This is a genomic window from Natronospirillum operosum (genome assembly GCF_004768465.1).
Classification (GTDB): domain Bacteria; phylum Pseudomonadota; class Gammaproteobacteria; order Pseudomonadales; family Natronospirillaceae; genus Natronospirillum; species Natronospirillum operosum.
This window is the reverse complement of record NZ_SRMF01000005.1, coordinates 98,442-117,780: the sequence shown is the minus strand read 5'-3', so window position 1 is coordinate 117,780 and position 19,339 is coordinate 98,442. Positions and strand designations below refer to the sequence as shown.

The window sequence follows — 19,339 nt, the reverse complement described above, 5'->3', positions numbered from 1 at the left end:
AATCAGCGCCGAGGGCGCACCCGCACCAGGGGTGCGTCCTCGGCGTCTATCAGCAGATAGATGTATCCGGTGGCGGGATGCACATTCACATCACGCACCCGCCAGCCCTGATCGCGCAGCATGCGATGCTCGAAGCGGATCGCGCGATCATCCCGTTCAAAGCGGCCCAGATACTGATGCCACAGGCTGCCCATCAGCAGTTGCCCCTGCCAGTCTGCAAAGGCCGAGCCCTGATAGAACGCCATGCCCGAAGGCGGAAAGCCTTCCACATCATCGTCATAGTTGTCGGCCGTCCAGAAATAGATCGGGTTCACAGTGTCGTCTCGATCCGGCGGCGTGTCCCCTATCGGGGTGCGAAAGACATAGTCACGCCCATAGGTGGCGATGGGCCAGCCGTAGTTGCCACCCGGCTGATCGATGACATTGATCTCGTCACCGTTGCGTTCCCCGTGTTCGCCCTGCCAGATCAGGCCGGTCACCGGTTCCACCGCCATGGCCTGCACATTGCGGTGGCCATAGGTGTAGATGGCATCCAGGGCGTCCAGATCATCCACGAAGGGGTTGTCATCCGGAATGCTGCCGTCCATGCGCAGACGCAATGTCTTGCCCCAGTGGCTGCTCAGATCCTGCGCTTCATCGCGCTGACGGCGATCACCCTGGCTGATGTATAGATGATCGTCGGCTCCCACCACCATACGCGAGCCATAGTGTGCGGTTTCGGTATCCCAGGGCGTGGCCACATTCAGCACTTCGAGGTCGTGCAGGGCCGGGGCATCCGGATCCAGCTGGGCGCGCCCGGTATGGGTAGCCGATTGTTCCGGCTGGTCCGGGTTGGCACCGGACCAGGTCAGATAGACCCAGAGCCGCTCGCTGTCCGGCTCGTCCCAGACCAGCACATCCAGCAGACCGCCCTGCTCTTCGGCCACCACCTCCGGGGTGCCGGCCACCGCACGCTGCTCGCCGGTATCCAGATGCACCAGTGACAACCTGCCGGGCCGTTCGGTCACCAGGGCCCAGTCCGCATAGGGTGCAGGCAGAATGGCCATGCCCCAGGCATGGTCCAGATCTTCGACGATAAAGTCGATTTCGAATTCGCTGGCCGGTATGTCGGCATAGTCCACCGCCACGTCAGGCGTTGCAGCACAGCCCGCCAGCAGCAGGCTCGTCAGGACCGCCGCGCCGGCAGCATGACGAAGCCATTGATCACCTTGGCTCATGATGTCCTCCCGTCAGGCATTGAACTCAGGGGTACGTAGACAGAACGTTGGCCGGTTCACACCGGTTCATGACTGCGCGGCGATGAAATCCAGCGTGCGCTGCCAGGCCAGCTGTGCACTCTGTGCATGATAGGAGCCGCGCTGATCACAGTTGAACCCGTGCCCGGCCTGATAGAGATGGACCGGCACCTCGGGATGTCGGCGGCGCACGCTTTCCACACCCGCCAGCGGGATGCCCTGATCCTGCTCACCGAAGTGCAGCAGGGTCGGACACTGTGGTGTCTCCGCGACGAAATCCGGAATGCGCCCGCCATAGTAGCCGACACTGGCGGCCAGGCGGTCATCGCGCGCCGCCATCAGCCAGGCCAGTGAGCCCCCCAGACAGAAGCCGACCACACTGACCGGCCCCCGCTCCGCAAAGGCGCCGACTGCGGCCCCGATATCCCGACAGGCGGCGTCGAAATCGAAGTCCTGCAGGAAGGCGCGGCTCTGTTCGACTTCCGTGGGTGAATAGCCGGCCTCGTAGCCCTTCCCGTAGCGGTCGAACAGCGCCGGCGCGACCGCCAGGTAGCCCGCTTCGGCCAGACGGTCACAAACCGAACGAATATGGCTGTTGACGCCGAAAATCTCCTGCACCACCACAATCACGCCCTTGCCGGCCGCGTCTGCGCCGCCGGCCGGGGTGCTGACATAGAGATCGAACTCATGGCCGTCTTCCGCTTGCAGTTGCTGCCACTGTTTCATAACAGACCCTCGTCGTTCGCTGTCAATGTTGTTACTTGCAGAGAGGTCAGTCTGGCTGAATAATCGGGTACTGACCAGTCGCTGCAGGGCTGTGTCACTTCAGTCAATTACGGGCGCGCTCATGACACCCTTTGATCCGCATTTCATACTGCTGGCACTGGCGCCGATCTTCCTGGCTTTCATCGGCTGGGAGTTTCTGTATCTGCGCCGCAGGCCCGATCAGGGTTCTGCCCGCTACAGCCTGGCCGACACAGCTTCCAATGCGACTCTGGCCTTTCTGCACCAGGTGGGCGAACTGGCTGCAGCGGCCTTCATTCTGAGCGTGTACCAGTTTTTCTTTGACTGGCGACTGTTCGAGCTGCCCTTTGCCTGGTGGTCACTGCTGCTGGCCTTCGTACTGCAGGATTTTCTCTACTACTGGTTCCACCGGTTCAGTCACCAGATCCGCTGGATGTGGGCCGCGCACGTGGTGCACCATTCCTCGGAGCGGCTCAATCTGTCCACCGCCTTTCGCCAGAGCCTGATGTACCCGCTGGCCGGCATGTGGGTATTCTGGATTCCCCTGGCCATAGTCGGCTTCACGCCGGACACCATCATTACCGTGGTGCTGCTGAATCTGGCCTATCAGTTCTTCGTGCACACCCAGGCGGTCGGGCGCCTGGGGCCACTGGAAGCCGTGCTCAACACGCCCTCGCATCATCGGGTCCACCATGCCAGCAATCCGCGCTATATCGACCGCAATTACGCCGGTATCCTGATCATCTGGGACCGCCTGTTCGGCACCTTCGAACCGGAGTCCGAGCAGGAACCCTGCCACTACGGCATCACCAAACCGGTACGGACCCACAACCCCATCACGCTGACCTTTCACGAATGGCGCGATATGCTGGCGGATGCCACGGCACCGGGCAAGACCTGGTCGCACCGCCTCAATCACCTGATTCGACCACCCGGCTGGCAGCCGGAACCACCACCGTCACCCAGGTCTCACACTGATCACTGAGCGGCGCAAAACGCCTTGTTTAACGGTTCCACAGGCGTAAACTTTACTGCAAGGCCTCTTGGGCGTCAGCCAGATAAATGATCTAATGACGCCCGCTGCTTACAGGTAGTCTCAACGCAAGATGATTCGATCCAATTTCACCCTCAGAACGCTGTTACGGTCGGGCCTGCTGCTGGCTCTAGCCTGGTTGCCCATGGTGGTATGGGCACACCCGCATGTCTCGGTGGATATCTACATGGCGCCGCAGTTTGACAGCAGTGGTAATCTGGTGGCTTTCGAGCAACGCTGGCGTTTTGACACCTTCTACAGTGTGGTGCTGATCGAGGAGATGGACCGTGGCGGCGCCGAAGGCAAGGCGCGTTTGCTGGACGACATCATCACCAACCTGAGCCGTCATGAGTTCTACACCCGGGTTCGAGCCAACGGGGACCGCTTGTCGCTGGCGGACGTTGACGAGTTTGACCTCCAGCCTGAAGCCAGCCGGGTCGAGTTTCATTTTGTCCTGCCACTGGCCGAACCCGTGACAGCAGAGCAACTGCAGCGCCATGGATTCAGCTATCGGGTCTATGAGCCGACCTACTATATCGAGATGCTGCATGCAGAAACAGACGGCATCCTGTTGAATACCGGCGGCAGTCAGTGCCGCTATGAAATAGAAAAACCCGAGCCTACAACCGAGCAGTTACAGCGGGCGGTGGAAGTTGATGAAGAGGGCGTGCCTGAAGACCCCGACCTCGGACAACACTTTGCGGAGACGGTGTTTATCCAATGCGACTGAAACGAACACTTCTTGTCATGAGCTGCCTGATGCTCAGCCTGATGGCCGGGCTGGCCAGCGCCAACCTGCCCGGGCTGACTTCGGACCCGGGCACAGGAGATGGCGAGTCTGCTCCTCTAGTCGAACCCCTGCCGGAACAACCGATCGCACAGCCCATCGAAACCAGTCAGTCTGCCTCGCGTGCCCTGCCGTCGCCCCTCCAGCAGTTCACCTTCTGGATCATGCAGCAGCAACGTACGCTGCACCGGGCCCTCTCTCGCAGCATGGAGGACCTCGACAACAACCGGGCCTGGGCTCAGGTCTGGGCGCTGATCACGCTGAGTTTTCTCTACGGTGTATTTCATGCCGCAGGCCCGGGCCACGGCAAAGCGGTCATCACCACCTATATGCTGACCCAGCCTACCGACTTGAAACGCGGCATCCTGCTGTCGGTTGCCGCCGCCCTGATGCAGGGTCTGACCGCCATCGTACTGGTGCTGGTGGTCGTGTTCGGCCTCGGTATGCTGGCCCGGGAGGCAGTGTCCAGCATCCAGGTCATCGAGCGGCTCAGCTTTGCCCTCATCGCCGCCCTGGGCCTGATTCTGCTGTGGCGAGCCGGCACACCGCTGTGGTCAACCTATCGCGAGCACCGAGCGCACCGCGCAGCAGCACAGCGACATGCCGAGCCGAATGCAAGCCTGACCATGCAATTCAGTACGCTGTCGACTGACAATGCCCGGACACAGGGCGGCAGCGTGCTGGCAGCGCACACACATGCGCCCGGAGAAGCCTGCCCCACCTGTGGTAAGCAGCACCACGTCGCGCCGGACCAGATCGCCGGCAATTCGGCCTTCCAGAACCTGGGGCTGGTGCTCTCCATCGGTGCCCGACCCTGCACAGGCGCGGTGCTGGTGCTGGTGGTAGCCAACCTGCTGGGGCTCTGGTGGGCCGGCGTACTGGGCGTGATCGCCATGTCACTGGGCACAGCGCTGACGGTATCCATCCTGGCCACTCTGGCCGTCACCGCTCGCTCTGCTGCCAACCGCTTCCTCAACTTCAACGACCGGGTGCTCTCCGGGTTCGGCATTGGCCTGACCGGCATTGGCGGACTGGTGCTACTGACACTGGGATGCAGCCTGCTGCTCGCCAGCATCACGACACAGCAACCGTTCGGCCTGCTCTAAGGGACCGTCAGTCTGCTCTGCGCCGCATGAAGGCCGCCATCGTCCGGTAGGCTTCCGCACAATCAGCCTCCACCAGGTCTTCCATGTTGAGAAAGGCATGCAGCAAAGTCGGGAAATGTCTGTGCGTACAGCGCACACCTTCCTTTTGCAAGGCATCCCGGTAGGCAATGGCTTCGTCTTTCAGCGGGCAGAACCCTGCCGTGATAATCAGGGTTTCGGGTAACCCTGGTGTGATCGGCATGTACAATGGTGAGGCCGCCGCCCGATCTTCTCCTTTCTGGAAATACTGATCGTAGTACCAGCGGATACGTTCCCGCTCCAGCAGGTAACCACTCGCCAGCTCGTGGATCGACGGATATGACAGGGTGTAGTCCAGATTCGGGTAGATCAGTATCTGCTGCTGAACAAGAGCCTCCTCTTCATGCTGCAACTCGGCACAGAGTGTCGCCGTCAGAGCGCCGCCCCCGGAGTCTCCCGCCACCGCCAGTTCAGGCTGATACCAAAAGCCCTTGTCATCCAGGGTGGGCCACAGATGACGCACCACATCCACACAGTCCTGCAGACCCTGAGGATACGGACACTCCGGCGCCAGGCGGTACTCCACAGACACAACGAGACGCTGACTGGCCACGGCCAGTTTGCGGCAGATGGGGTCATAGACCGTAATCCCGCCGGCCGTGTGCCCTCCGCCATGGATATAGAGACAGACGGCCTTGTCCTGCTCGGGCGCGGGGTCATAGATCCGCACCGGCACCGGATAACGCCCACCGTCTACCAGTGCATCAACGACTCTGGGCAAGGTCGGCCTCGCGGTCACCAGCGTCGCCGTCATGTTGGCCAGACCCTCGCGTGCGTTGACGGCGGTAGGTGTGGAGCCCTGGGCCCGTTGCTGCGCTACCAGACGATTGAGGCGCTCCAACCAGTCTTCCAACTGGGCATTGAGTGCTGTCATGATTCTGTTCCCTGCTTTCCCTTCAACGTCGGTACAGCACCAGCGCCTGACCGCGACAGATGATCTGTCCCGTGGCCCCGGTACAAAGGGTGTCCAGATCGACCAGAGCCTTGTCCGGTCGCAACTGGGTAATGGTCACGCTGGCAGTCAGTGGTTCACCCAAGCGGGCGGGTTGCACATAATCCAGACGCTGTTTCAGGTACATGGTCCCCGGGCCTGGCAGTTCCATGCCCAGCAGGCAGGAAAACAGTCCGGCTATCAGTGGCTCGGGCACCTGATCCGGCCAGCGCTCCACGCCGGCCAGTCGACACCACTGGGTTACCTGCTCAGGGGTAAAGGTGCGCTGCAGATGCGCTGCCTGCTCCAGCGACAGCCGATCAAACAGGCTGGCAGACTGAGTATTCATGATCTGACCTCCTCGCCAGTCTGCACCGGGCTGGCAAGACGCTGACGAACCAGACGGCAGTCGCCTTCAAGGCAAGGCTGGCCATCATCCCGGATGATCTCTGCACCCAGAGTCAGCAGCGGCTCGCCGGGAGGGACGGCGCGCGGCGTCAGCACCAGCCGCAGCGGGCTGTCCGCATAGGCCGGGTGGCGGAATACCAATTCCTGGCCAATCAACCGGCAGCCGGGATAATGACGCTCCAGCGCGCCACGCAGCCGGCTGAACAGCAGCATCCCGTGAGACACCGTGGCGCCGAAAACCGTGTCTGCCGCAAAGTCCGGATCGATGTGAATGGGATTGGCATCGCCGCTCAGGTCAGCAAAGGCATCAAAATCGGACTGCGACAGTTCAAACTGCTCTACAATCGGGTCAGCTCGGTCGACAGAGGTCATCGGCGCAACTCCTGTTTGGTGATCTTGCCCAGGGCATTGCGCGGCAGCGCGTCCACATAGTCGATATGCTGCGGCACCTTGTAGCCGGCCAGACGCTCCCGGCACCAGGCCTGCAGGGCCGCCTTTTGCGGTGCGGGCCGGGTGTTCGCCAGCACGATGAAGGCTCGTCCCACTTCGCCCCAGCGCTCGTCCGGCACGCCGACCACAGCCACTTCGCTGACCGCGTCATGGGTTTCCAGCACCCGCTCCACTTCGGCCGGATAGATGTTTTCACCGCCAGAAATGAACATGTCCTTCCAGCGGTCCACAATGCGGTAATAGCCTTCGGCGTCATAGCAGGCGACATCTCCGGTGCGCAGCCAGCCCTCTTCGCTGATGGCCTGCCGGGTCACCTCCGGCTGCTGCCAGTAACCGGGCGTCACCCCCGGTCCGCGAATCCAGAGTTCTCCCGGCTCTTCGGCCGGCAAATCCTCGCCTGCTGCATTCACGACTCGCACCTCGGCCAACAGGAGTGGACGACCAACCGAGCCGAGACGATCCAGCACCTGAGACTCTTCCAGCAGGAAGACCCCAGGCCCGGTTTCTGTCATGCCGTAGCCGGTACGCACCCGGATACCCATCTCGACAAACCGCTCCGCCACCGGCAATGCGAGGGGGGCACCGCCGCAGCCCCAGGAACGGACCCGTTGCAGGCGCTGGCCATCCAGATTCGGCTGATCCAGCAGCGCCTGATATACGGCGGGCACACCGAAAAAGAGCGTGGCACGTTCTTCCAGCACCCGCAGCGCCTGCTCCGGATCAAAGCCCGGCGCCACCAGCACAGTGCCGCCGACCAGCAGCACACAGGTGGAATACAGATTGATGCCTGCCGTATGGAACATGGGCAGGACATTCAGCAGCACATCGGACTGACGAACCTCGATACTCAGGCCAATGCTGTAGAAGTTGGCCAGCATCATGCGAAAAGTCTGGACCACGCCTTTGGGGCGCCCGGTCGTACCCGATGTGTAGAGCAGATACCAGGGTGTGTCCGGATCGCGCGGCGTATGCGGCTGCAGATCCGGCGTTACAGCTTCCAGATCCGCCGCATAGCGGCGCGGCCGTATCGCGCCGCCACTCGTTTGCTCGGAGTCCATCGCCACGGCAACCATATCGGCAAACTGCGGCTGCAGCGTCCGGACGGGCTCGGCAAAATCGGCGGTATAGAGTAGCGCCCCCGGCCGAGCGTCTTCCAGCAACCCTTCGAGTTCCGGCACCGCCAGGCGCCAGTTCAGCGGCACCAGTATCAGCCCTGCCTTGGCGCAACCGAACAGCAGGGCAAAAAATTCGGCCCTGCTGTGGCCCAGATACGCCAGCCGGTCACCCGGCTGCAAACCCCAATGCTCGAGCGCCGCCGCAGCCACACGGGCCGCTTGCTCATTCAGCGCGCCGTAACTGTAGACCCGGCCGCTGGCCAGATCCTCCAATGCAGTGGCCTCCGGCGCGATGCGCGCCCGGTGCGCCGTCAGATCAAACTGCTCCATAGTCTGCCTCGTCGATGTGAGGGGAGGTTTTACCCAGAAAGCTCTGCATTCTGCGTTCGGCTTCTGCCGTGCCAATCTGGGCGACGAAGTCTTCAAGCTCAATGTCGAGTGCTGCCCGGACCTGGTCAGCCGACGGACGCAGGCGCTTCAGCGTCGTCTGCATGGCGGTGCCCGAGCGCGAGGCCAGTTGCGCTGTCCAGTCGGCAAGGGTCTGGTCCAGCGCCTCTGTACTCGACAGCGCAGCATCTGCCAGCCCCCAGCTCACTGCTTTTTCCGCCGTAATGGGCCGGTTGAGCAGGTGCACGGCCAGGGTGCGGTGGCGTCCGATGCAGTCGGCCATCAGGGTCGACCAGCCGCCATCCGGGGTAAAACCGACTACCGTATACCAGGGCGCCCAGTGGGCATCCTGATGCATGGCCACCAGGTCAGAAGCCAGCAGCAGACCACAACTGCCGCCGGTGACCATACCCTGCACCCGGGCGATGACCGGACAGGGCAACTGAACCAGGCGCAGCATGGCTTCATGCAGGTCGCCCACCAGGGCGCGCGCATAAGCAGGTCGCTGAGCTCGTGGCACCTCGTAAAACGCCTGCACATCGCCGCCGGTCGAAAAAGAGCGACCGCCCGCCGCCAGCACCAGACAGCGGGGCTGCAGCCGCTGTGCCTCCTGCAGGTGCTGATTGAGCGCCTTGAGCAGCTCCGGCACCAGTGCATTGTGGCGCTGCGGACGATTCAGCGTCAGACGCAGCGTGTCGTCCTGCAACTCGCTGTGCACCAGCCCCTTGTCTGCCAGACCGGTGCTCACTGATCGGACCTGGCCAAACCATGGCGCAACAGGTCATCCATGGTCTTTATGATTTCATCCATGGGTACATCCTGCTCCCAGAGCGCAAAGCGCATACCCAGAAAATGACCCATACCCATCAGTGCCCAATTGCGCACCTGGTTGTTGCCGGGGCGCAGTTCGCCGGCCTGGGTGGCTTCGCTCAACAGCCGCGCATAATGCTCACTGAAGGTATCGTAGTATTCCCGGTAGACCGCCTCATCCACGAATTGGACTTCCTGCAGAATCCGGTACATCCACGGGTGGTCACGTATGTATTCAAGGAAAGCCCGCAGCCCGCGCACCTCGGCATCCACCCGATCAGTGGCGCCAGCAACATTCTGCGCCAGGTGCGCCCGCAGGTTGTACCCCATCTCCCGCACCAGCTCGCGCATCGCATCCTCCTTGCCGGAAAAATACGAATAGAAGGAGCCCAGTGCGACTCCGGCATAACGCGTGATGTCGGTAATGCCGGCCTGGTGGTAACCCAGAGTGCCGAAGCACTCCTCGGCAGCGCGCAGGATCTTGGCCCGTGTTTTTTTGCCGCGGGCGGTCTTGGGTTTGCGTGGCCCCTGGATCGCTGTTTCCCCGGCGCCTTGTTCATTGGCAGTCATAAAAAATGATTCCCGTGGTTGTATTTTTATGAAACATGAATCATTATTCATATAGGTTATGGCGCTGTACCGACTCTGTCAAGCCAACAAAGACAAGATGACAGGCCGGTTGCCAACCCGTGACAACAACAAATAGACAACACGACAAGGAGCACCACCATGAAGAGGCTTCTCACTGCATTCGCCGCCGGCAGCGCCGCACTGACACTGGGCCTTTCTGCCCAGGCCGACAGCATTCGCGTTGCCCATGTATCCCAGTTTTCCGGCCCGCTGGCCGCCTATGGAGAACAACTCAATGTCGGGTTGCGTCTCGGTTTCGAATACGCCACCGACGGCACCATGCAGATTCAGGGGCGAGACCTGGAACTGCTGCGCAAGGACACCCAGAATGATCCCGCCCGGGCCCGCGCCCTGGCAGAAGAGGCCTATGCCGAGGATGATGCGCACATCGTCGTCGGTACAGTGGCTTCCGGTGTGGCTCTGGCCATGCTGCCCATCGCTGAGGAATACGAGCGCATCATGATGCCGGAGGGTGTCGCTGATGCCATCACCGGCGCCGAATGGAATCGCTACATTTTCCGCGTCGGCCGCAATTCATCGCAGGATGCCATCTCCAACGCGGTGGCCATTGGCCAGCCGGGCGTCTGTGTTTCCACCATTGCCCAGGATTATGCCTTCGGCCGTGACGGCGTTGCCGCCTACAGGCAGGCCATGGAGGCTGAAGGCGGCGAGATCGTGCATGAAGAGTATCTGCCCACCGATGCGACGGACTTTACCGCCGCCGCTCAGCGCCTGTTCAACTCACTCGAAGGTCGTGAAGGCTGCGAGGAAGGCAAGTACATCTTCTCCATCTGGGCCGGTGCCGCCAATCCGCTGGGCCGCATTCAGGATCTGCAGCCGGAACGCTATGGCATTCAGCTGACCAGCGGCGGGAACATCCTGCCGGCCCTGGTGAACTATGCCGACTTCCCCGGTATGCAGGGTGCGACCTTCTACTACTATGAACTGCCCGACAACGAGGTAAACGACTGGTTCGTGGAACAGCACTTCGAGCAGCACAACGAAGCACCCGACTTCTTTACCGCTCAGGGGTTCGCTCAGGCCATGGCCATTACAGCCGCCATCGAGAAGTCTGGGGGCTCTACCGATGTGGAAGACCTGATCGACGCACTGCGCGGACTGGACTTCGAGACACCCAAGGGTCGCATGCATATCCGGGCGGAAGACCATCAGGCACTGCAGGCCATGTATCACTTCGAGAATGTGGTGGAAGAGCGCTCCGACTGGTTCTCCGATCGCACGGTGACCGCCGGTGTGCCGCACTTGCGCGGTGTGATCGACCTGGAAGACATGGATATTCCGATTCTGAACCAGTAATCCGGTTCGTCCATTTCGTATCGGGGTCTGACCACAGTTGTGGCAGACCCCGCAGTATCGGGCAGGAGCACATCATGGCAGACCAACAAGCCGTACTTGAAACCCGGTCCCTGACCATACAGTTCGGGGGCCATGTGGCCGTCGATGAAGTGAGCTGCGCCTTTCAGGCCGGCACGCTGACGACCATTATCGGGCCCAACGGGGCCGGCAAGACCACCTGGTTCAATCTGATTTCGGGCCAACTGACGCCCAGCAGCGGTCAGGTTCTGCTGGCGGGTGAGGACATTTCCAACCTCTCGACCGAAGCCAGAACCGACAAGGGATTGGGCCGTGCCTTTCAGTTGACCAATCTGTTTCCCAATCTCAGCGCACTGGAAAATGTGCGTCTGGCGGTCGCCTCACGCTACCGCATTGGCCATGTTTTCTGGCAGCGCGCCAGTCTGCGCCGGGACATAGAAGACCGAGCCCGCCACTACCTGGATTTCGTGCGCCTGGGCCACCGGGCCGACACACCAGTCTCCTATCTGCCGCATGGTGACCAGCGCAAGCTCGAAGTCGCCCTGCTGATGGCACTGGAGCCGCACGTATTCATGTTTGATGAACCCACCGCCGGCATGAGCGTGGATGAGGTACCAGTAATTCTGGACCTGATTGCCAACCTCAAGAAACAGGACGACAAGCTGATTCTGCTGGTGGAACACAAGATGGATGTGGTGCGCTCCCTCTCGGATCGCATTGTGGTGCTGCATCACGGCCAGCTTGTTGCCGACGGTGAGCCGGCTGAAATCATCGCGTCGCCGGTGGTGCAGGAGGCCTATCTGGGCACCAGCGCCGATGCCCCGACCGAGGAGGCCTCCGCATGAGTGAGCCCATACTCACCCTGACTGGCGTCCATGCCGACATTGACCAGTACCATATTCTGCACGGCATAGAGCTGCAGGTGCCGCGTGGGGAACTGACGGTGTTGCTTGGCCGCAACGGCGCCGGCAAGAGCACCACGCTGCGTACCATCATGGGCCTGACGAAAGTTCCGCGCGGTTCGGTCACATTCAACGGCAAGGAGATCACCAGTTGGTCCACGTCCCGCATCGCGCGCGCTGGCATTGCCTTCGTACCCGAGAACATGGGTATTTTCGGCCAGTTGACGGTGCGTGAAAACCTGGTACTGGCCGGCACGCACGGACCACTGGATCAGTCTCGGCTGGACTGGCTGTTCGATCTGTTTCCGCCACTGAAAAAATTCTGGGACCGTCCGGCCGGCAACCTGTCCGGCGGCCAGAAGCAGATGCTGGCCATAGCGCGCGCCATGGTCGAACCAAGAGATCTGCTGCTGGTAGATGAACCCACCAAGGGCCTGGCGCCCGCCATCATCGATGATCTCGCGACCGCGTTCGAAGAACTCAAGGCCCGTGAGGTCTCCATTCTGCTGGTGGAGCAGAATTTCAGCTTTTCCCGCCGTCTCGGTCAGACCGTGGCGGTGATGAATGATGGCCAGGTGGTGCACAGCGGCACCATGGCCGAACTGGCGCAGGACTCGACACTCCAGCAGGACCTGCTGGGCCTTGGCCTGGGCGCACATCAATAAGGAGCTTCGATCATGTCGCAAGCCAACCCCTCAGTCGGTCCATGGGCGCTGTGGCGCGACCGGCTGCTGAAACTGCAGTCCGACAAGCCGCATCTGGTGCTGCTCGGGCTGATGCTTTTTCTGGCCTTTCTGGCCATGGACCCGGCCACCTGGTTCGTGCTGACCATCAGCGGCATGGCCATGGGGACCATGCTGTTTCTGATGGCTTCCGGGATGACACTGACCTTCGGCCTGATGAGTGTGCTCAATCTGGCGCACGGGGCCTTCATATCACTGGGCGCCTTTGTCGGCGCGGTCATGCTGACCGGGGCCCTGGGGGTCTATACGGTGTCGCCCTCGCTGGGCTGGAATCTGCTGGCCATCCTGCCGGCGCTGTTCGCCGCCATGGCAGTGGCCGGTGTGGTCGGCTGGCTGTTTGAAGTGATCGTGATCAAGCCGGTGTACGGCGACCATTTGAAACAGATTCTGGTCACGGTCGGTGGCTCCATCGTGCTGATTCAGTTGATTGAAGTGACCTGGGGCGCCAATGAAATTCCGGTACCCCGACCCGGTGCCCTGCGTGGTGCCTTTGTCATCGAGGACTGGGTGCCATTGATTGGCGGCCTGGTGATGGAGAAATTCCGCATGGTCGCGCTGCTACTGGGTCTGACCGTCTATGGCCTGATGCTCTGGGTGATCGATCGCACGCGTCTCGGCATTCTCGTGCGTGCCGGGGTGGAAAACCGCGAAATGGTCGAGATCCAGGGCTATCGCATCGGCTTGCTGTTCCTCGGGGTGTTTATCGCCGGCTCGGCGCTGGCCGGCCTTGGTGGCGCCATGTGGGGCATGTATCGGGAGATCATCACGGCGCACATGGGTGAAGAACTGATGATTTCCGTCATCGTCATCATCATTCTGGGCGGCCTGGGCTCCATCCGCGGCTGTTTCTATGGCGCCCTGCTGGTCGGCCTGATCAACCTCTATATCGGTTATATCGAACCCCGGCTGGCGGCCGTCGCCACCGTGGGCCTGATGGTGGGTGTGCTGATGTGGCGCCCGCAGGGCCTGATTCCGGTGATCAAGGTTTAAGGAGAGGACATCATGCTGCAATCCATACTGTCCGGCGACCTGCCCCGCAGCCGCGTGCTGTCGGTGGCGCTGATCGCCATTCTGATCGCACTGGCCCTGGGTCCGTTCCTGTTTCCGGGTACCCGCGCCTTTGCCACTCTGGGCATGATCTGTGTGTTCATCATTGTGGTCGCGGCCTATGACCTGATGCTGGGCTATACCCATATCGTGTCCTTTGCCCACACCATGTTCTTCGGCATTGGTGCCTACGGTGTAGCTCTGGGCATCGGCCACTTCGGTTCCGGCTTCGGCGCCATCTTTATCGGCATCCTGGGCGCACTGCTGCTCAGCGCGGCCCTGGCCTTGTTGCTGGGCCTGCTGTCGCTGCGCGTCAAGGCGATCTTCTTCGCCCTGGTGACGCTGGCCGTGGCCTTTGCCTTTCTCAGTGTGGTGACACAGATGTATCACATCACCGGGGGTGAAGACGGCCTGCGGGTAAGGGTGCCGCGAGAACTGGGCCCGGCGTTTCGCCCACTGGACAGCGTCACCGGGTTTGATCTGTTCGGTTTTCTGGGTGTGCTCTTCACCCAACCATGGAATCTGGTGGACGGTTTCCGTGATGCGTTCTTTACCGTCCGTTTCACCGGCCGCACCCTGATGTACTATGCGCTGTTCCTGTTCGCCGGGGTGATCTTCCTGTTCCTGCTGCGTCTGGTAAATTCGCCCTTCGGCCGGGTTCTGCAGGCCATCCGCGAGAACGAGTTCCGCGCTCAGGCGTTGGGTTACCGGACCGTGCTCTATCGCACCGCCGTGGTCATTCTGTCCGCCCTTTTGACCACCTTTGCCGGGGCCCTCTTCGCGCTGTTCAATCGCTATGTGAACCCGGAGAACACACTCAATTTCGAGCTGATGATCTTCATCTTGCTGATGTGTGTACTCGGCGGCATGGGCACGCTGTATGGCGCCATCATCGGTGCCGTGGTGTTTGTGGTGGCACAGAACTATCTGCAGGACGTGCTGGGCGCCCTCAGCGAGGCCGTCAATGTCGGCGGTTTTGTCGGGTCTCTGATCGAACCCTCGCACTGGCTGCTCTGGTTCGGCCTGCTGTTTGTCGCCAGCGTCTACTTCTTTCCCTCCGGCATCGTCGGTCAGTTGCGCATCTGGGCCCGGCGGCGCGAAGTACAGCAGGCGGTCGCCGAACGTCAGGCCGAAAGCAGCGCCAGGGAGCGTCTGACCTGAGCTCAGGTCTGTTTGCCGGCAGTAGCCGCCTAAACCGGCTACTGCCGGCCGGCCAGGCGTGTCACCACCCACGGCAAACAGAGGGCGATGGCGACGAACCGGAACAGGTGATGAAACACGACAAAAGCCGGGTCGATGTCCAGCGCCATCGCCAGAAGCATGATCTCCGGCAGTCCGCCCGGCGCAAAAGCCAGAAACAGTGCTGCCGGATCAAAGTCGGTGACCATGACCAGCAGGCCGGTCATCAGCAGCGCCAGAGTCAGCGTAATCAGCATGGCCACAAAGCCATGGCCAAGAATCCCCAGTGCCTGACGCCAGCCGATGTGGCTGAAATGGGAACCTATTGATGCGCCCAACAGGAATTGCGCTGCCAGCAGAGACTGTTCCGGCATCTCTGTCGCCGGCAACTGTGCCATCTGCAGCGCGGCAACGCCGAACAGGGGGCCCAGCAGCAGGGGTTGCGGCAACCTGAGCAGGCGCGCCAGCAGGTAGCCAATCACGGCGAAGCCGACCGTCATGGCCCAGTGTGTGGCATTGAAGGCAGGCCAGCTCGCGCCCATTGCGCGTTCACTGTCAGCAATATCGATATCGAGCCAGGGCCCCAGCGTGATCAGCAACAGGGGAACACCGTAGATCACGGTGATCACCCGGGTGATCTGACCGAGCAGCACCTGTCGCTCGTCGGCGCCAAGCCGGCTGCAACTGACCAGCACTACAGACTGGGCACCGGGCACGGCCGCCATCAGGGCGGTGGCGCGATCGAAGCCTGCCCGGCGCTGCAGATACTCACTGGCCGCCCAGGTGGACAGTATCACCAGGACCAGCATGGCCGTCATGGTCAGGGGCCACTCCAGCAGACCGGACAACAGTTCGCGGTCCAGTGCACTGCCGGCATAGAGACCCAGAATCACCATGGCGGTCCGCCGGAACACCAGTGGCAATCGGAATCCCCAGCCCACCATGCTGGCCAGCATGGTGGCTGTAAGACTGCCCAGCAGCCACGGCAGAGGGATACCCAGCAGGGTGAATATGCCCACCCCCAGGGCAGCGACGACCAGGCTGCCGAGAGCAGCCTTCATGCCATGAATCAGCCTCTCCCCGGGCGTGGCTCTATTCATCACGACTCATTGCGACTTTTTCGCACTGTCCTCTTCAGCTGTCTCCTCCATCTCCTGATGTTGCATGTCATCCAGTTTTTCAGAGAACTTCATGCGATAGGACAGAATCAGCACGGCAACGGCCAGCGCCATCAGGGTCAGGCTGAGCGGACTGTTGAACAGCCCCGGCACCCAGTCGCCACCGCTGATCAGAATGGCGCGGCGCAGGTTCTCTTCCAGCATGGGTGCGATCAGGAAGGTGATCACCAGCGGTGCTTCCGGTACCCCGAACTTGCGCATGGCAAACCCGAACACACCGAAAAACAGCATGACGCCCACGTCGTAGGGATTGCCCGACGCCCCGTAACTCCCAATGATGGCCAGCACCATGATGGTGGGCACCAGAATCGGTTTGGGCACAGCGCCCAACTTGGCGTAGAAGAAGGCGAACCCGCGCCCAATGACCAGATTGAATACATTGGCCAATATCAGAATGATGAACAGGGCGTAGACAACATCAGCATGCAGCTCGAACATGCGCGGGCTGGGCGTAATGCCCTGCAACAACAAGGCACCACCGATCAGGGCCGCGGTGGCACTGCCGGGGATGCCGAAGGCCAGCAACGGCACCAGAGTCGGGCCCGCCGTGGCATTGTTGCCCGACTCGGCCGCCGCCACCCCCGCCATCACCCCGGTGCCGATCTTCTTGTGCGGCAGAAAGCGTTTGGCGACGCCATAGGACAGGAAGGAGGCCACGGTCGCCCCCAGGCCCGGCAGCATGCCGACAAAGGTACCGATGCCCAGACCAATACCCATTTCACGCCAGTTGCTCAGGTACTCGCGGAACGTCAGGCCTTCCTGATCCTTGCCGAACAGGTCCGCCATCTGACCCTTGACCTTCTTGCCCAGTTTGGATTCCTGGGTGATCTCGATGCCCTGCTCGATCATCCGGCTCATGGCGAAAATGCCGATGATCAGCGGCACCAGGCCGACACCGTCGCGTAACCAGCCTTGACCAAAGGTGTTGCGCGCCGCCCCGGCAATGGGGTCACTGCCGATGGTGCCAATAAACAGCCCGATGGCCGCAGCCATCATGCCCTTGGCCACATGGCGCCCGGACAGGGCGCCCAACAGCGCGATGGCGAGAAACATCAGCCAGGTGCGTTCCGAAGGTCCGAACTGCAGTGCTGCCAGCGCCATGGCCGGCGCAATCAGTATGACCACAACATCAGACAGCGAATCGGCGGTAACCGAGGAATACAGAGACGTCAGCAGCGCTTTCCGGCCCTTGCCCTTCTGGGTCATCTTGTAGCCGTCGAACACCGTTGCCGCCGAGTCGGGTGCACCCGGTGTGGCAAAACTGATGGCCGAGATCGAGCCTCCGAAGAGCGCACCCTTGTACAGGCCGATAACCAGGCCCAGCGCACCCGCAATGTTGAGTGTGAACGTCAGGGGCAGCATCAGCGCCACCCCGGTAGAAGTAGTGAGGCCAGGTATGGCCCCCAGACCGACCCCGACGAAAACACCAATGGCCAGCCACATCATGGTATTCAGGGTGAATACCAGATGCAGGGATTCAAGCAAAGCTTCCGGTTGAAACATGCTTCTACTCCAGAAGGATTCATCCCCGGGACAATCCGGGAACTCTTACTAAATGCCCAGCAGCGGAAAGAAGCCGCCCGGGAGTCGTATGCCCAGCACGCTGAACAGCACAAAAACAATAATGGCTACCCCGACTCCAATGCCGGCAGCCAGATACCAGGGCCGCACCCCGAGCAGGGTCATCAACAAAAACAGGAATATCGTCGCGGCCAGCGGCAACCCGAGCAGTTCCATCATCTGGAACAGGATGTAACCGGCACCGGAAAACAGCAGCGCCCAGCCCAGGTCAAGCCAACCCACGGTCGCCATGTCCGCGGCCACCTCCTTGCGCCATTGATCCACAGTGATCGCTACAGCGCAGACAAAGATGGCAACCACGCCCAGGCCGGGGAAAAACCCGAGGCTGAAACGGTCACGCTGCACCCGGTGGTACCAGTCCTGCTGCCAGAGATAGTAAAACAGTAGGGCGGCGGCAATGGCGATCAGCACTCCAACCCCCTGATTGGTGCGCAACCAGTGCGCTACATTCCGACCTGCCGACATAACGGCTGACCTCCCGCAGGTGAATCCATTGAAAGCCGGCAGCAGGATGCCTGCTGTGACACCCTGCTGCCGTGTTGGGCTGGTGCTCTATCAGTCCAGCAGGTCCAGAGCGCCACGCATGCGGTCGACCAGCAGGGCAAAGTCCTCATTGGCTTCCGGGTAACCCATGAAGATCACCTCTTCGCCCATGCGGTTCAGCATGGCCGGAACACTCTCGTCCTCGGTCAGCAGCGATTCCAGACGCTCGGAGAACTCGGCCACAATTTCATCGGGCGTATCCGGGTGGAAGCCGATCGGCCGCGGGAAGCGCATGCCGTCAAAGCCGTAATCGGCAGCTTCCGGTATGTTGCCTCCCAGTTGCTCGTCGACATCATCCGCCAGCGCAATATCACTGCTGTTCAGCACCACGGTGCCATTTTCCGGGGCGATGCCCAGAGCTGTAGAGGCCGTAGCAGCAAGCAGATCAACGTGGCCACCCAGGAAATCGCTGGTGGCTTCACCGGTGGAGCTGTAAGGCACATAGATCGCCTCGATGCCGGCCTGCTCGAAGACATTGGCTGCACCGACCAGCAGGGCGCTGGTACCGGCGATGATCACGGGGCTCTCGCTGGCATGTTCAACCAGGCTCTCCCAGTCACTCATCGGACCATCATTCTGGGCCACTATCAGGGACCGGAATGCTGAAATATAGCCCGCCACTTTCAGTTCATTGGGATCAACCAGTGGGTCATCATCCATCAGCGCTGTCAGTACCGGCGTCGGGCTGCCCAGGTAGACAGTGTAGCCGTCGGCTGGCTGGTCCAGCAGATATTCCCAGCCCAGGGTCGCGCCTGCGCCCGGTCGGTTCTGCAGGTTCCAGTTCACACCAAAATGATCACGTGCGCCGGAACCGATGGTGCGGGCCCAGGCATCGCTGCCGCCACCGGCACCAAAGGGAATGATGAAGTCGATATCACGCTCCGGCCAGTCGCCATGGCCGTCAGCCAGAGCCAGGGGGGATGCGGCCAGCAGAGCACAGGCCACCGTCAGCAGCCCGGCGCGCAGGGATTTGCCTGCAGTATTGATTACAGCTTGCATATCAGCCTCTCGGAATTGTTGTTGTCAGACTTTTCAGACAGTCACCGGATGGCGCACTGTCTCCAGAAACCCATGGGTATAGTTATCGGTTGTGCCGATGGGTTCAGCGGTCTCAGTC

20 protein-coding genes are annotated in these 19,339 nt (G+C 61.4%); 8 read left to right on the top strand and 12 right to left on the bottom strand.

The window, feature by feature from the left end:
- Positions 1–2: 2 nt before the first annotated feature.
- Both E4656_RS13140 and E4656_RS13135 read right to left on the bottom strand, forming a co-directional pair.
- A complete protein-coding gene (locus E4656_RS13140; protein WP_135483750.1) occupies positions 3–1,217 on the bottom strand; it encodes a PQQ-dependent sugar dehydrogenase in 1,215 nt (404 codons plus the stop codon).
- A 66-nt stretch (positions 1,218–1,283) separates the two neighbouring features.
- Positions 1,284–1,961 (bottom strand): dienelactone hydrolase family protein, encoded by a 678-nt coding sequence (locus E4656_RS13135; RefSeq protein WP_135483749.1) that lies wholly within the window; start codon positions 1,959–1,961, stop codon positions 1,284–1,286.
- Positions 1,962–2,082: 121 nt separating this feature from the next.
- Here E4656_RS13135 and E4656_RS13130 point away from each other — a divergent pair, with 121 nt between their 5' ends.
- The 3 genes from E4656_RS13130 to E4656_RS13120 all read left to right on the top strand — a co-directional run bounded on the left by E4656_RS13130 (position 2,083) and on the right by E4656_RS13120 (position 4,905).
- Positions 2,083–2,964 (top strand): sterol desaturase family protein, encoded by an 882-nt coding sequence (locus tag E4656_RS13130; RefSeq protein ID WP_135483748.1) that lies wholly within the window; start codon positions 2,083–2,085, stop codon positions 2,962–2,964.
- Positions 2,965–3,085: 121 nt separating this feature from the next.
- Positions 3,086–3,742, top strand: coding sequence for a DUF1007 family protein (locus E4656_RS13125; protein WP_135483747.1), 657 nt, complete (start codon positions 3,086–3,088; stop codon positions 3,740–3,742).
- Positions 3,733–4,905 carry a nickel/cobalt transporter gene (locus tag E4656_RS13120; protein ID WP_135483746.1) on the top strand — a complete coding sequence of 391 codons (1,173 nt, stop codon included), beginning with the start codon at positions 3,733–3,735 and terminating at the stop codon, positions 4,903–4,905. Before E4656_RS13125 ends, E4656_RS13120 begins: the two co-directional genes overlap by 10 nt.
- Before the next feature lie 7 nt (positions 4,906–4,912).
- Here E4656_RS13120 and E4656_RS13115 read toward each other — a convergent pair whose 3' ends face one another.
- From E4656_RS13115 to E4656_RS13090, 6 genes are read right to left on the bottom strand one after another with little or no spacing between them, the layout of a single operon-like run.
- A complete protein-coding gene (locus tag E4656_RS13115; RefSeq protein ID WP_135483745.1) occupies positions 4,913–5,857 on the bottom strand; it encodes an alpha/beta hydrolase in 945 nt (314 codons plus the stop codon).
- Positions 5,858–5,879: 22 nt separating this feature from the next.
- Positions 5,880–6,263, bottom strand: a complete 384-nt coding sequence (locus E4656_RS13110; RefSeq protein WP_135483744.1) for a hotdog family protein — start codon at positions 6,261–6,263, stop codon at positions 5,880–5,882.
- Positions 6,260–6,694, bottom strand: a complete 435-nt coding sequence (locus E4656_RS13105) for a MaoC family dehydratase (RefSeq protein WP_135483743.1) — start codon at positions 6,692–6,694, stop codon at positions 6,260–6,262. The genes E4656_RS13110 and E4656_RS13105 overlap by 4 nt, the downstream gene beginning before the upstream one ends.
- Complete coding sequence (locus E4656_RS13100) at positions 6,691–8,217, bottom strand: AMP-binding protein (RefSeq protein WP_135483742.1); 1,527 nt, start codon at positions 8,215–8,217, stop codon at positions 6,691–6,693. Before E4656_RS13100 ends, E4656_RS13105 begins: the two co-directional genes overlap by 4 nt.
- Positions 8,204–9,022: an enoyl-CoA hydratase/isomerase family protein gene (locus E4656_RS13095; RefSeq protein ID WP_135483741.1), complete on the bottom strand. Its 819-nt coding sequence runs from the start codon at positions 9,020–9,022 to the stop codon at positions 8,204–8,206. The genes E4656_RS13100 and E4656_RS13095 overlap by 14 nt, the downstream gene beginning before the upstream one ends.
- Complete coding sequence (locus E4656_RS13090; RefSeq protein ID WP_135483740.1) at positions 9,019–9,654, bottom strand: TetR/AcrR family transcriptional regulator; 636 nt, start codon at positions 9,652–9,654, stop codon at positions 9,019–9,021. The genes E4656_RS13095 and E4656_RS13090 overlap by 4 nt, the downstream gene beginning before the upstream one ends.
- Before the next feature lie 159 nt (positions 9,655–9,813).
- Between E4656_RS13090 and E4656_RS13085 the strand changes: the two genes are divergently transcribed.
- The 5 genes from E4656_RS13085 to E4656_RS13065 all read left to right on the top strand — a co-directional run bounded on the left by E4656_RS13085 (position 9,814) and on the right by E4656_RS13065 (position 14,902).
- Entirely contained in the window at positions 9,814–11,031 is a 1,218-nt protein-coding gene (locus E4656_RS13085) for a substrate-binding domain-containing protein (RefSeq protein ID WP_135483739.1), read from the top strand.
- 74 nt (positions 11,032–11,105) lie between these two features.
- Complete coding sequence (locus E4656_RS13080) at positions 11,106–11,894, top strand: ABC transporter ATP-binding protein (RefSeq protein ID WP_135483738.1); 789 nt, start codon at positions 11,106–11,108, stop codon at positions 11,892–11,894.
- Entirely contained in the window at positions 11,891–12,616 is a 726-nt protein-coding gene (locus E4656_RS13075; RefSeq protein ID WP_135483737.1) for an ABC transporter ATP-binding protein, read from the top strand. The genes E4656_RS13080 and E4656_RS13075 overlap by 4 nt, the downstream gene beginning before the upstream one ends.
- Before the next feature lie 12 nt (positions 12,617–12,628).
- Positions 12,629–13,684: a branched-chain amino acid ABC transporter permease gene (locus E4656_RS13070; protein WP_135483736.1), complete on the top strand. Its 1,056-nt coding sequence runs from the start codon at positions 12,629–12,631 to the stop codon at positions 13,682–13,684.
- A 12-nt stretch (positions 13,685–13,696) separates the two neighbouring features.
- On the top strand, positions 13,697–14,902 hold the full coding sequence (locus tag E4656_RS13065; protein ID WP_135483735.1) for a branched-chain amino acid ABC transporter permease: 1,206 nt from the start codon (positions 13,697–13,699) through the stop codon (positions 14,900–14,902).
- A gap of 38 nt (positions 14,903–14,940) precedes the next feature.
- On the opposite strand, the gene E4656_RS13060 is transcribed toward E4656_RS13065, so the two are convergent.
- The 4 genes from E4656_RS13060 to E4656_RS13045 form a co-directional block, all read right to left on the bottom strand.
- Positions 14,941–16,020, bottom strand: coding sequence for an AbrB family transcriptional regulator (locus E4656_RS13060; RefSeq protein ID WP_135483734.1), 1,080 nt, complete (start codon positions 16,018–16,020; stop codon positions 14,941–14,943).
- Between the two features lie 6 nt (positions 16,021–16,026).
- On the bottom strand, positions 16,027–17,601 hold the full coding sequence (locus E4656_RS13055; RefSeq protein ID WP_135483733.1) for a tripartite tricarboxylate transporter permease: 1,575 nt from the start codon (positions 17,599–17,601) through the stop codon (positions 16,027–16,029).
- Between the two features lie 48 nt (positions 17,602–17,649).
- Positions 17,650–18,144: a tripartite tricarboxylate transporter TctB family protein gene (locus tag E4656_RS13050; protein ID WP_135483732.1), complete on the bottom strand. Its 495-nt coding sequence runs from the start codon at positions 18,142–18,144 to the stop codon at positions 17,650–17,652.
- A gap of 90 nt (positions 18,145–18,234) precedes the next feature.
- Positions 18,235–19,221 carry a tripartite tricarboxylate transporter substrate-binding protein gene (locus E4656_RS13045; RefSeq protein WP_135483731.1) on the bottom strand — a complete coding sequence of 329 codons (987 nt, stop codon included), beginning with the start codon at positions 19,219–19,221 and terminating at the stop codon, positions 18,235–18,237.
- Between the last annotated feature and the right edge of the window lie 118 nt (positions 19,222–19,339).